A 14001-nucleotide genomic window follows, 5' to 3' on the forward strand; every position below is an offset into this window, starting at 1 on the left:
TCTCTCTATTCTCCCACTCCTAAAAACAGACAACCGAAAACAACGAAAATTGAGTTTTACATAGTCGAATTTAATCTTATCTATATGCAAATATAATATTATTATTTTACAATCTGCAATCATTCTTTGATTATTTTTTTTAAAAAATATAACAATCATCTCCTTTTAAAAAAATATGACAACATTCATCGGCATTTTGCGACAAATGGGAAAAGCCCGATATTCGTATAAATCGAGGGCGTAAGCAATCCGACAGGGAAAACAAATACATTTGTTCGATAAAGTCTCTTCCCTTTTTCCGTATCTTTGCCCCATAAAAAAAACGGCATATCATGAACCTCTATCTGTTCAATCCCGAAAATGACTTGGCCATAGCCTTCGGTGGAGAAAATTACACCCCTCCACCGGCAGCGCAACTCATCGGGAAAGAACTCTCCGCCCTTCCCCTTTGGTATGCCGACGACGACACCACGATATACATACCCGATAAATTACCGTCCGATTTTCTTCACACATTAGCCCCGCTCAATTTAAAGATTTCTACGGTAACACCCGACCGGCTCGATGGAGCACAAGTAAAACAGATACATGTTTGGGGGTGGAACCGCGATTTGATAAAACGTTTGAGATTAGCGGGAATCGATAAAACCCTATTACCGTCCGCACGACAATGCGATACCATTCGGGAACTATCCCACCGAAAATTTTCCGCCGAAATCGGGAAATACCTTCGTAACCGCATCGATTACCCTTTTCCCGAACTTCCGGTAGAACTACACACAGCCGACGAGATTCGATCCTTCACAGAACAATCCGATCGTAAAATCCTGAAAGCCCCGTGGTCGGGTAGCGGGCGCGGACTCTATTGGAATCTTTACGGATATGACACGGCATTGGCTCAATGGAGCAACGGAGTATTGCAGAAACAAGGTATGCTTATGGGCGAACCGGTCTATGACAAAATCAGCGACTGGGCTATGGAGTTTCACAGCGACGGATTCGAAGTAAAATTCGCTGGATATTCCTCGTTCCTCACCGACCGTCACGGAGCATATAAAGAAAACCGGTTGGCAAGCGATGCCGTTTTAGAACTCGAACTGACCTATGCCGTCGGCTTCGAAATCATTACTGCCGTCAAAGAATCGCTTATCGACTTTTTCACCGAACGCATAGCCCCGTACTACACCGGATATTTCGGGGTAGATATGATGACCTATCGCGACAAACGAGGAAACACACTCTTGCACCCGTTCGTCGAACTCAATCTACGCATGAATATGGGTATGGTCGCACGCAAACTCGCCGACCGCTTTTTGCCGCCGGAGACGGAAGGGCGATACCGTGTAGACTATTATCCCAAACCGGGAGAACTCCACAACGACCACGTCGCCCGACTAAAAACAAATCCACCCCGCATAACCGACGGGAAGCTCCTGCGCGGATACCTCGCACTCACTCCGGTTTCCCCCCACAGCCGATACAGGGCAAGTATAGAAATCTAAATCCCCATATGTCCCTCTGCGTCAAAATGAACTACTGTAATTAAAATAAGAGAAGGAAAACACACTTTAAATAAAACCGGTTGAATATACTGCCCACATAAGCCATCTAAAAAAATAAACGAGCTGCAAATTCAAAAACATATACGATTGAAATATAATATTTTCCACCCCCTCCGGCTTTCGGACACCTCCCCTATGTTTTGCAATGCAAAACATAGGGGAGGTGTGCACAATGTATCCTTATACCGAAACTGAAACGCCACTTCCAATCCTCTCCCCCTGTGTCTCCGTTAGGGAATATAGGGGGAGTGCCCGCAGGGCGAGGGGGTTGAAACGACGGAAAGGTTAAAAAAACAGCAACAATCGGGTATCATACTCTCCCCCTGCCGTGTCCCGTAGCCTTACAGGGTGTTTTGTCGTACAAAATATAGGGGAGGTGGCACGTAGTGACGGAGGGGTTAGAAAATAGTTAGGAGTATTTATTACCGTTGTAAAATAAAGGGGCTATCAAACAATATGAAATAATGAATAGGCAAAAAAAAAATTGATTGTCTCACGACAACCAATCTTTGTTAACCTTAATCTTAATCTAATACTATGAAAAACACATTGCAAATGTATGAATTTTCTGTTATACAACATAATTTTCAAACACAATTCTAACACATTTAACATTATTTCAAATATAAATATACTTGTACTTTATTGGATCGTCATTTTTTTCAAATTATTTTTCAATCCGATTCTCCATTGTAAAAGCAAATCGATGCGCTTTATTTTTCTCGTTCTTTGTACAACACCAAAAGTCAGAATTCCGACATAAACAAATAAATTTGCTTCGACCCTCGGCTTACATTATCTTTGCAGACATGAAAGAAACATCGGCCCTTATCGACAAAGCGTGTCGCAACTTGAATATCGACTCACTGAACGGCATGCAGAAGCAAATGCTCGAAACGGCTACACGGCCAAACGACATTATACTGCTCTCACCCACAGGCTCGGGAAAAACATTAGCATTCCTTCTGCCCGTACTGTCTCGAATCTCCCCCAAAATTGCCGGAGTGCAAGCGCTCGTCATCGTTCCCTCCCGCGAGCTCGCTTTACAAATCGACAACGTATTGCGTAAAATCGCCGCAGGTATAAAAATAGTTTGCTGTTACGGCGGCCACTCCGTACGGGAAGAAAGTAAATCGCTCGCCGTAGCTCCCGCTCTTATCGTGGGAACTCCCGGAAGAATCGCCGACCATATACGCCGGGGACGAATCGTACTCGAAACGCTCGATACCCTCGTCCTCGATGAATTCGACAAATGCCTCGCCTTAGGCTTTCAGGACGAAATGCAAGAAATCATCGCTCCCTTGAAAAACGTAAAGAAAAAGATTCTCACCTCGGCAACCGACAGTGAATCTCTACCGGCCTTCACTGATTTGAAAAAACCGGTAAAGCTCAATTTCCTCGGTTCACGGAAAGACAACGAGACTACGCCGACCGACAGACTATCGCTCTACCGAATCGACTCGCCGATAAAAGACAAATTGGAAACGCTGCTTGCCCTATTACACAACCTCAAACCGGGACTCACCCTCATCTTTTGCAACCAACGTGAAAGCGTAGACCGTGTACGGCAGTTCCTCACCGACCGGGGCATTATCGCCGAAGCCTTCCACGGCGGCATGGAACAAGCCGACCGAGAGAGGGCGCTTTGCAAATTCCGCAACCACAGCAGTTACATCTGTATCTCTACCGATCTGGCCGCACGGGGGCTCGACATTCCCGAAGTCAAATACATCGTACATTACCACCTGCCCGTCGACTTCGAAAGTTTCACGCACCGCAACGGACGTACCGCCCGCATGCATGCCGAAGGAGAAGCATTTATCATTCTCGGCCCCACAGAACAAATGCCCGAATACGCAACCGAGGCGACCGACTTCCGAATCGACCCGAAAGCCAACTTCCTGCAAACTCCGCCAATGGCCACATTCCATTTCGCAGCCGGGAAAAAAGAAAAAATAAGCAAAGGAGACATCGTGGGATTCCTCACTCAGAAAGGAAAGCTCGCAGCCGACGAGATAGGGCTCATCGAGATTAAAGACCATTACAGCTATGTCGCTGTAACTCGCGACAAAGCGCACGAAACACTCGCCCGCCTCAAAAACGAAAAGATAAAAAGGAAAAAAGTAAAGATTTCTTTCGGGTACTGAAAAGCACGTTCTATTTTCCTTCCACCATTTTTTCGAATGCCTGCCACAAATTATCGGACGGGACAGGAGCCGTCACGCTCACAAGCTCCTTCGAAACCGGGTGGACAAACTCGATATGACGGGCATGTAACGAAATCCCCCCATCGGGATTGGAACGCTCCGCTCCGTACTTCAAATCCCCCTTGATAGGCGAGCCTATCTTGGCAAGCTGACAGCGGATCTGATGATGCCGGCCTGTTTTCAAATCCACTTCCAACAAGGTATAACGATCGCCCCGAGCCAAAATCTTATAATCCAATACAGCACGTTTCGCACCCGGTTTCTCCCGGTCGTACGCTACCGACTTGTTACTCTTCTCGTTTCTGACCAAATAATGTACGAGTTCGTCGCTCTCCTTTTCAGGAGCTCGTTTCACGATAGCCCAATAACTTTTCTTTACCTCGCCGTTACGAAACATATCGTTCAATCTCGCCAGTGCCTTGCTCGTCTTGGCAAACACTACCAACCCACTCACCGGACGGTCGAGCCGATGAGTTACTCCCACAAAGACATTACCCGGCTTATTATATTTCTCTTTCAACCACGCCTTCAACATCTCGCTCAACGGAGTATCTCCCGTCTTATCGCCTTGCACGATCTCAGAGCAATTCTTATTGACAATAATCAGATGATTGTCTTCGTAAAGGACTTCCATAATCTACACAAATTTCAATCTTGTGCAAAAATAGCACAAACCGAGCGCAGAAACAAATGTGCTTGGATATATCAAGACCCCGCCTATTTTTTCGCAAGCCTTGCAAAATAGCGCAAGCCCAAAAAAGACAAAACGAACTTTTCGTTTTTCCTATCGAATCGTAGCTTACCTTACCTTCACTTCTCTTGCCCCGACCGAGCCCCCTATTAAAATATATAGAAAAACTTATAACCAAAGACTGGACGATAAAAAAAATTTATTTTTGCACAGTTTTTTTGCAACCGAATGTAGAGAAATTACGTCTCTATTAGAAAACGACACATACAATGATAAAAAAAGTACTCCTCCTTGCAGGTATATTAGCGGTCTTTTCCACGACAAAAGCGCATCCCGCAACCGACAACGATACGATAGAAGTAGTTTATGCCGACACAACGGGAATCGACATCGACTCCATAGAAGCCTCGATAGATCACATAGAACTCGACGAAGTAACCGTAGAAGCCTCCGCTTGGGTACGTAAAGCCGATCGCAATCTGCTTTTCCCCAATGCCCAACAGATAAAACAATCGAAAAACGGATTGCAATTACTGCAAAAACTGCAAATACCGGGTATCGTCATCAACCCCACCGACAATAGTATATCGTTGACCGATAAAAGCGAATTAAGCCTGCGTATCAACGGACGTCCGGTCACGGAAAAAGAAATACAAGGCATTTCTCCCGAGCAAATCATACGGGTAGAATACATCGATAATCCGGGAATACGTTATGGCGAGGCAGGAGCCGTACTCGACTTCATCATTAAAACGCCCACTTCGGGTGGTAGTTTCATGGGGAATTTTACACCTTCGCTAAACCGAGGGTGGGGACAATATTGGACTTCGGTCAAAGTCAACACCGGCAAATCAGAATTCTCCTATTCCGGGTGGTTCGCACCACGCTGGAATCTGGAAATGGGTCGTAGCAATACAGAAAGATACGAACTTGCCGATGGTTCCCGGTATGTCCGCACCGAGCAAAGCCAAAAAGGAAGCGGGTTCGAGGCTTGGCACAACGGACACACACTGAACTACAACTTCCTCGACCCTCAAAAACAAATGTTCAATGCCTCGCTCAATTTCAATAATAACAATTATAAAAACAAATACAAAGGCATTTTGACCGACGAGCGTCCCGGAGGAATCGAAAACAACATGTACGACCGCACGGAATACATATCTTTACATCCTTCGCTCAACCTCTACTACCAAAATAATTTGAAAAAAGACCAACTCATCATGGCAAATCTCGTGACCAGCTATGAAACATCGCACAGTCACAGACTTTACAATGAAAACGATTTAGCCACGGACGCCCCTATGGTAAACATCGATAACCTCATCAAAGGGAAAACATTCTCGGTACTCGGCGAAGTCGATTACGAAAAAACTTGGAAAAACAGCCGGCTTACCGCCGGAATACGGCACACGCAGTCATGGATACAAAACAAGTATGTCGAACAAAATACCATCGATCGCATGAATCAAGGCAACAGCTATATTTTCGGCGAATACTGGTTACGCCTCGGGAACCATTTCGATGGGTCGGTCGGACTCGGATACAGCCTCTATCACTATGCGCCACAAAACAGGCAGTCCCACACCTACTCCATTTGGCGTCCCCGGTTCACGGCCCGATATACCATCGACGACTATTCCTCCCTACGATTCAACTTTGTCCGCATGGGCAGCGTAATCACCCTCGACATGCTCAGCCCGGTCGTTCAAGACATAGACGGGATTCAACAATCGACCGGTAACCCCGATGTAAAACCCTATGCTACCTATAAATACGAACTGCAATACCAATACAACCGAGGAATATTTTACGGAAAACTCGGCGCATTCTATACCCATGCTCCCGGTGCGATCATGCCCGAAAAATACTGGGTCGGGGACAAAATACTCAGCCGGGTAGACAATCAAAAGAATGCCGAAGAATTACGATTCTACCTCAACACACGCATCAATGTCATTCCCGGCTGGCTCACCCTCAGTGCTGCCCCGGGTTGGCATAGATACTGGATGCGAGGAAATACCTACACACATACCTACAACAATTTTTTCATCGATGCCAGTATCGATATTTCCCATTGGGGATTTACGCTCAACGGCATACTCCAAACCAATTTCAATCGATTTTGGGGAGAAACCCTCACAGGAGGTGAAAATGTACACGGAATTAAACTATCCTATGCCTACAAAGACTGGAACTTCGGGATCATGGTTCTCGATCCCTTCATCAACAATTACAAAGTAAAATCCGAAAACTGGAACCGCTATGCGGGATATTACAGAGAAACGACAACCAATATGATTAAACAACTCCTAACTCTCGACATAAGTTGGAATATCAATTGGGGACGGAAACACGAAGCCGGACAACAACGAATCAACAACTCGATCAACAGCGGCTCGGTAAACGCCGCCGGGAAATAAATATAGGAACAATACAGGGGCTATATCATTCAGATATAGCCCCTGTACTATATATATCTTGTCGTGCAGACCCGATTACATATTCATACCGCCGCAGCAGTGGATAACCTGTCCCGTTACATACGACGACAAATCCGAGGCAAGGAAAGTAGCTACATTAGCCACATCTTCGGGCGTACCGCCTCGACGCAAAGGAATTTGTTTAGCCCATTCGGCTTTCACTTCGTCCGAAAGAGCCGCTGTCATATCGGTAATGATAAAACCCGGAGCGATAGCATTGGCACGCACGCCGCGAGAGCCCAGCTCTTTGGCGATGGACTTCGCCAAACCTATCATACCGGCTTTCGAAGCCGAGTAATTACACTGTCCGGCATTACCCGATACACCGACGACCGAAGCCATATTTATAATACTCCCGCATTTCTGTTTCATCATAATAGGAGTTACGGCATGGATAAAATTAAATGCCGATTTCAAGTTCACGGTAAGAACCATATCCCATTGCTGCTCCGTCATGCGCATCATCAAACCGTCACGAGTGATACCTGCGTTATTCACCAAAACATCGATACGGCCGAAATCCTTTACAATTTCTTCCACCACCTTGTGAGCCTCTTCGAAATTAGCTGCGTTCGAAGCATACCCTTTGGCTCTCACGCCAAAAGCGGCAATCTCTTTTTCGGTAGCTTTACCGTTCTCGTCGATAACAAGATCCGTAAATGCGATATCAGCTCCTTCCGAAGCGAATTTCAGGGCGATAGCCTTTCCTATGCCCCGTGCTGCGCCGGTAATCACAGCGACTTTTCCTTCAAGTAATTTCATAACTCTTTTTTTCATAATACAGGGACAAGACATGCGCCTCGTCCCTTTGGTTCATATTTCTATCGTTTTATTCCGTATAAAATAAAATCCAATATATAATCCTTCAATCTCGATCGGTCTATTCCCGATTCCGAAAAATTATTGCGGATATAAGGGACGTCCAGCCCCCGAAGCGCATAATGAAGCACCGAAGCGGTAGCCGTCACATTAGGAATATGAAATACACCTTGCTCCACGCCCTCGCTCAATATGCTCCGCAACAAGGCCACTTCTCGCAAGTCTATACTCCTCCGGGCCTTCTCCACTTTCCAAATATCCCTGAAAAACTCCGCTCGCAATGTCCCGTTACGCACGACAGCTTCTTTCACAGCCTCCAAACGGATATTGATATAGTTGAGCAACTTCTCTTCGGGAGGCAAATCCCGGTTTGTAAGCCCCTCCAACCGAGCGTATAAATGCTTCGATTCGGCTTCCACGACGGCCCAATAAATCTCATTCTTATTCTTGAAATAGGTATAAATCGTACGGCGACCCTTTCCCGACGCCTCGGCTATATCGTTCATCGTCGTAGCGGCCACACCCTGACGGGCAAACAACTGACGGGCAACATCGATAAGCAATTCTCGTGTACGAACCATAATCCTAATTCATCTATCTGCACATCTGTACAAAACTTGTGCGAAATTACACATTTTTATCATGAAATACCAAAGTATGCACCCCGTTTTTCCTTCATACCACGGTATTTACATTTTTAACAATAAAATAATTTTCTGTCATTCAATAACTTAAATAAACTCCAAGAACAAACTATATATATTTCTCTTCAAAATATTTGCTATTTAAAAAATTATCCATACCTTTGCACTCACAAACATCGCGGGGTGGAGCAGTGGTAGCTCGTTGGGCTCATAACCCAAAGGTCGTCGGTTCGAATCCGGCTCCCGCAACTACACAAGGACTGTATATTACAGTCCTTTTTTATTTTCCCCCTTTCAAATCTAACACCTCGTCGAGTTCAATAATAAGAATATTATACCCCTCCTTTGCTTAGACTGCAAAAGAACCGCTTTAACCTCTCCCCTGCCCCATAGCATTGCGGGGTGTTTCCATAAGGGAATATAGGGGAGGTGTCCGCAAGGACGGAGGGGTTAATAAAAAAAGTACATGGATAACTAAGACAGCCCTTCCGGGTTCATTCTTCTCGCTGTTGAGAAAAATAAACGAATAAAAGTATAATCATGCCATAATTCCACTATCCCCCTATCCTACCTTCGCAAAAAAATCAAACGAGCGATGATAGATACAAGATTCGAAACAACCATAGACCTGAGAGGTGAAATCGAGAACTACCGACAAGTAGCGCTCATCAAATACTACAAGATTCTCCTCGAACTCGACCCCCGTCGGGACAGACTGACCATGCTCGCCGTCATTCGTTGTATCGACAAGCTCGAAAGACATTCCCAAGAACGAAAACGACCCCGAAACGACAAGAAGAAAATGCTGGCCGAAGGAACTCTCGCTTGGCACTACCAGAAACGCAACCAACTCTTCCGAAAAGCCGGACTATACGACATCGAGTCCACCCAGTTCCTCGTCGACCACGAAGAAATCTTCGACACACACGAGGAACGGGAAGAGCGCGAACGTTTCGAAGCCTGCCGTCGGGAAGCTCTCAGAAGGAAAACCGAAACGCACGAGGCCGAAGAAAAAGAATCCGTGCAACCGGCCTCCGCTCACGAAGCCGATAAGGACCTGCAAGAAGACTACACGACAGCCGGGTCCGAAATCTCCGCGCACACCCCGCAGCCCTTATCGCCCCTATCCGGGAGCATCTGGTGCGGCACTCCTGCCGGTAATCCCATTGGAGAACCTGCACCCGGATTCCATCGATCCTCCTTCGATTGCAACAGAAGAGAATAAATCCGACAGGTGGAGGGTGAACCTAATCCCCTCTTTTTCCCTCTCGATTTCGATGAGCAGAAACTGGAAGTCTCCCTTCTCCCCTACCATACCTCATAACATAACGAGCCATTTTCTCGTCTCCTCTGTGTTTTGCTAATGCAAAATATGGAGCGAAACGTCATGTCGTATCAACAAAAAGATTCAAGACCGTCAAAAGCACGAATTAAATCCCCGCCTTTATCGGGCGGTGAAGTCGCAAGGAAGACGGAGGAAAAAGGGCGAGGACTGTCCGAGCGGAGCGAGTTCCGCAGACCCCGACGGCGACCATAGCGACGAACCCAAAAGCCCGATAACAGCGGCGGCGCTTCTTGGTTCGTTCTTCTCGCTGTTGAGAAGAATGAACAAATAAAGCGAATTAATGTAACAAGGACTTTCTTTGACTGGGAAAGAAAATCATTAGTATTCAACCTTCTCCCCTTGCCGTGCCCCGTATGCGGGGGTATCGCACTGCAATGAGCGGAGGGTTACTCTCAATCTCCTCCTCTGTGTTTTGCACCGCAAAATATAGGGGAGGTGTCCGCAAGGACGAAGGGGTTAATAAAAACAGCAGCCCGAACGGTTCGTTCTTCTCGCCACTAAAAAGAATAAGCGAATCCCCCCTCACGAAAAGATTGAAATATGGCAAAAAATTTCATTCCATATAAAAAATAGATTATTTTTGTTTTAATATTTTTATAATAACATATCGATAATTATGAAGATCCAGAAAAACCGAGCCATTTATATAGGGTTGTTGATCATCGTATGGGCATGTGCCTACGTTTACATTTTTAATGAAAAAATAGATATAAACGGGGACAACTGCCGGTACTATACATTTGCCTCGTCTCTCGCTTCTGGACAAGGTTATGCCGATATATCGGCTCCCACCCCTCACCCCACCAATGCCTTTCCCCCGGGATATCCTTTATTGATGACCCCGCTAAGATTTTTTACCGACAGCATCATAGCTCAAAAAATACTCAACGGGCTTTTCCTTTTAGGCGGAGCTTTGTTACTGTTCTTTTTTATGATCAAACGCAAAATACCCGAAAGCCTTGCACTAGTAGGAGCCTGCGCCGCCATTCTGAGCGATCGGGTACTTCACTTCTCCACGATGATGATGAGCGAGATGTCTTGCTTTTTCGTTTCAACCGCGGCCATTTTCCTCTTAGCGAATATGAAGAAAGAAAAGCCATTCTATAAAGACCTTTCTTTCTACGGCATGTTAGTCATGGTCATACTCTGCTACCACATTCGTACACAAGGAGTTGCTCTATTCGCCGCCGTCGTGCTCTTTTTTCTCTGTACGAAAAAGTGGAAAGAAGCGGCAAGCACAGTCGCCGGATTCATCATCGGTTGTCTCCCGTGGATATGGAGAAATAAATCGTTAGGTATCGGGCAAAGCCGTTATTTCGAGTCCATTGCACAAGTAAATCCGTGGAGACCCGAAGACGGATCGCTCGATCTGAGCGGTATTATCGACCGCTTTTTCGAAACGCTCGGTATGCTGGTTTCCAAAGCCCTGCCCAACTCGGTAATCCCCTATTTTAAAGTCAATTACTCCGCCGAAGTTTCCGCCGGATTTTTCATGTGGATCATAGCGATACTGCTCATTTTTCTCATCATACGCGGTTTTTGGGCTTTCGGGAAGTACCGTTGGGTACTCATCGGTTACACCGTTTTCACTTTCGGACTCGTTTCCATTTTCAGTACCCCCAGTGAAAACCGCTACATTACCACACTTATTCCCTTCATGAATATGGGATTACTCGTAGGCATCTACGCCGTGGCGACGGATACGATCCATCGTTTCAAATTAAAATATACTTTCTCCCCGTGGGTACTCTCCCTTTTATTGCTCACCGGCATAGGAAACATACAGGAGTTACACGCCATGAACAAAATGCCGTTCCCGCCGGCCTATCAAAACTTTTTTCGATTGGGTCTCGTGTTAAAAGAACATGTTTCGCCCGAAACCGTAGTAGCCTCCCGAAAAGGAGAATTACTCTACATGTTTTCAGGGACACGAGTCGCCGGCTACGCCTATTCACAAGACGACCGCGCTGTAATACAGAAAATGCTCGACGACGGGGTGGAATATGTCATTCTCGACCAGCTCGGATACAGCTCTACCCCCCGATACCTTTACCCGGCGATACAAAAGAACGACGACCTTTTCTTCGTCGCTTCCCATGTACCCAACCCGGATACCTATCTATTAAAATTCGACAGAGAGGCCGCCAAGAAAAAACTTTCTCAATCCCAACGGCAAGATGGAAAAAATACGCTACCTTAGAGCCGGGAAGCGATCCTTTCAATTTCAATCGACAGATATGAATACAATCGATAAAAATAAAAAGCAAGCCGTCATCGCCGGAGCCGGTCCCGCAGGGCTCACCGGAGCCTACGAGCTACTCAAACATACAGACATTCACCCTGTCGTATTCGAGGAGTCCGGTGACATAGGCGGTATTTCCAAAACAGTTCGATATCAAGGTAACCGCATGGATATAGGAGGACATCGTTTCTTCTCCAAAAGCCAACGAGTTACCAAGTGGTGGAACGAAATCATGCCGTTACAAGGCGCCCCCTCTCTCGATGACAGGTTGCTGGGAACCACCGGCAAAGAATTTGCCCCAAAAGGTCCCGATCCTGAAAAGACCGACCGCGTGATGCTCGTAAGAAACCGCATATCCCGCATATTCTACCTGCATAAGTTTTTCGACTATCCCATATCGCTCAAACTGAAAACGTTCACCAACATGGGCCTTTTCCGCACCATCGAAGCCGGTTGCGGATACGTATGGTCGGTATTCTTTAAAAAGCCCGAAACATCGTTGGAAAACTTCTACATCAACCGGTTCGGCAAACCGCTTTACAGAATGTTCTTCGAGGACTACACCGAAAAAGTCTGGGGCGTACACCCCTCGAAACTGGGAGCCGACTGGGGTGCACAGCGAGTAAAAGGACTGTCGGTATTCGCCATACTCAAAGACATGCTCAAAAAAAGTTTCTCCAAAAAGGAAAACCTCAAAGAGGTGGAAACCTCGCTCATCGAGCAATTCGTCTATCCCAAACTCGGTCCCGGACAACTTTGGGAAACTGTGGCCGGCGAAGTATCTGAAAAAGGAGGCGAGGTCATCACGGAAACCCCGGTCAAAGAGATTCACATCGAAGGAAATCGGGTAACGAGCGTCACAGTCGATACACCTTCGGGCGAACGGAGGGAAGTACCCTGCGACTATTTCCTTTCGTCCCTCCCGTTAAAAGACCTCATACAATCTATCCGGGGAATCGATGTACCCGACGATGTGAAACGCATTGCCGAAGAACTGCCTTACCGCGATTTTATCACGGTGGGACTATTGATGAAAAAACTATCCATAAAAAATCGAACAAAAATAAAAACTTTCGCCGATCGCATCCCCGACACATGGATTTACATACAGGAACGCGATGTGCGAATAGGCCGTCTGCAAATATTCAACAACTGGTCGCCCTATTTGGTAAAAGACTACGAAAATACGATATGGATAGGGTTAGAATACTTCTGTACCGAGGGCGACGACTTTTGGAAAATGTCCGATAAGGACTTCACGCAAATGGCTATCGGTGAGCTGACCCAAATAGGGATCATCGATCCCGACGATGTCTTGGATTCGGTACGCATAAAAGTCAAAAAAGCCTACCCCTCTTATTTCGGCAGCTATTACGAACTCGATAAGGTAAAAGATTTCTTGAACAAAATAGAAAACCTTTGGTGCATAGGCCGCAACGGGCAACATCGGTACAACAACATGGATCATTCCATGATGACCGCTATGGTCGCCGTCGATCACATCGCCACCGGGAATAACGATAAAAGCGAGGTATGGTCGGTAAATACAGAAGAAGAATATCACGAAAGCAAATGAACCCGACCCATAAATTCAAAAAAATCTTCTACGGAGCATCCGATAATCTCCTTATCCAATTCGTGCGATACTTCTTTGTCGGAGGATTCGCCTTTATCGTAGACTTCGGACTATTGTATATCCTCACCGAATACGCCGGACTGCATTATCTCCTCTCGGCGACCCTCTCGTTCATAGCCGGGTTGGTCATCAACTACATCATCAGTTGCATTTGGGTATTCAACAATTCGAAATTTAGAAACCGCATTGTCGAGTTCCTTTTCTTTGCCGCAATAGGAGTCGTGGGGTTAGGGTTCAACGACCTTCTCATCTGGCTCTTCACCGACTGTATCGGCACACACTACATGTTCTCCAAAATCGTTGCTGCCGCTATGGTCTACTTATGGAACTTCTTCGCCCGCAAATACTTGGTATTTAAATAAACGGAAGAGC

Annotated in this window: 10 protein-coding genes and 1 tRNA gene; 8 read left to right on the plus strand and 3 right to left on the minus strand. The window is 46.2% G+C overall.

Going from position 1 to position 14001, the window contains the following annotated elements; translation table 11 throughout:
• Window positions 1-332: 332 nt before the first annotated feature.
• Both HMPREF9448_RS09290 and HMPREF9448_RS09295 read left to right on the plus strand, forming a co-directional pair.
• Window positions 333-1502, plus strand: coding sequence for a hypothetical protein (locus HMPREF9448_RS09290; protein ID WP_008862311.1), 1170 nt, complete (start codon window positions 333-335; stop codon window positions 1500-1502).
• Window positions 1503-2371: 869 nt separating this feature from the next.
• Complete coding sequence (locus tag HMPREF9448_RS09295) at window positions 2372-3709, plus strand: DEAD/DEAH box helicase (protein WP_040296198.1); 1338 nt, start codon at window positions 2372-2374, stop codon at window positions 3707-3709.
• Window positions 3710-3719: 10 nt separating this feature from the next.
• Here HMPREF9448_RS09295 and HMPREF9448_RS09300 read toward each other — a convergent pair whose 3' ends face one another.
• Window positions 3720-4403 carry an RluA family pseudouridine synthase gene (locus HMPREF9448_RS09300; RefSeq protein WP_008862313.1) on the minus strand — a complete coding sequence of 228 codons (684 nt, stop codon included), beginning with the start codon at window positions 4401-4403 and terminating at the stop codon, window positions 3720-3722.
• 326 nt (window positions 4404-4729) lie between these two features.
• Here HMPREF9448_RS09300 and HMPREF9448_RS09305 point away from each other — a divergent pair, with 326 nt between their 5' ends.
• Window positions 4730-6883, plus strand: coding sequence for an outer membrane beta-barrel protein (locus tag HMPREF9448_RS09305; protein ID WP_008862314.1), 2154 nt, complete (start codon window positions 4730-4732; stop codon window positions 6881-6883).
• Window positions 6884-6958: 75 nt separating this feature from the next.
• Here HMPREF9448_RS09305 and fabG read toward each other — a convergent pair whose 3' ends face one another.
• A complete protein-coding gene (fabG, locus tag HMPREF9448_RS09310) occupies window positions 6959-7705 on the minus strand; it encodes a 3-oxoacyl-[acyl-carrier-protein] reductase (protein ID WP_040296157.1) in 747 nt (248 codons plus the stop codon).
• A gap of 59 nt (window positions 7706-7764) precedes the next feature.
• Window positions 7765-8343 carry a TetR/AcrR family transcriptional regulator gene (locus tag HMPREF9448_RS09315; protein WP_008862316.1) on the minus strand — a complete coding sequence of 193 codons (579 nt, stop codon included), beginning with the start codon at window positions 8341-8343 and terminating at the stop codon, window positions 7765-7767.
• 240 nt (window positions 8344-8583) lie between these two features.
• Here HMPREF9448_RS09315 and HMPREF9448_RS09320 point away from each other — a divergent pair.
• From HMPREF9448_RS09320 to HMPREF9448_RS09340, 5 genes are all read left to right on the plus strand, one after another.
• Window positions 8584-8655 (plus strand) — tRNA-Met (locus HMPREF9448_RS09320).
• Between the two features lie 346 nt (window positions 8656-9001).
• Window positions 9002-9631 carry a hypothetical protein gene (locus HMPREF9448_RS09325; RefSeq protein ID WP_008862317.1) on the plus strand — a complete coding sequence of 210 codons (630 nt, stop codon included), beginning with the start codon at window positions 9002-9004 and terminating at the stop codon, window positions 9629-9631.
• Between the two features lie 736 nt (window positions 9632-10367).
• Complete coding sequence (locus HMPREF9448_RS09330; protein ID WP_008862318.1) at window positions 10368-11951, plus strand: hypothetical protein; 1584 nt, start codon at window positions 10368-10370, stop codon at window positions 11949-11951.
• A 37-nt stretch (window positions 11952-11988) separates the two neighbouring features.
• Window positions 11989-13569: an NAD(P)/FAD-dependent oxidoreductase gene (locus HMPREF9448_RS09335; protein WP_008862319.1), complete on the plus strand. Its 1581-nt coding sequence runs from the start codon at window positions 11989-11991 to the stop codon at window positions 13567-13569.
• The gene (locus tag HMPREF9448_RS09340) at window positions 13566-13991 is read left to right on the plus strand and encodes a GtrA family protein (RefSeq protein WP_008862320.1); all 426 of its coding nucleotides are present in this window, start codon (window positions 13566-13568) and stop codon (window positions 13989-13991) included. Before HMPREF9448_RS09335 ends, HMPREF9448_RS09340 begins: the two co-directional genes overlap by 4 nt.
• Window positions 13992-14001: the final 10 nt, after the last annotated feature.

Origin of the sequence: Barnesiella intestinihominis YIT 11860 (genome assembly GCF_000296465.1) — a bacterium.
GTDB classification, from domain to species: domain Bacteria; phylum Bacteroidota; class Bacteroidia; order Bacteroidales; family Barnesiellaceae; genus Barnesiella; species Barnesiella intestinihominis.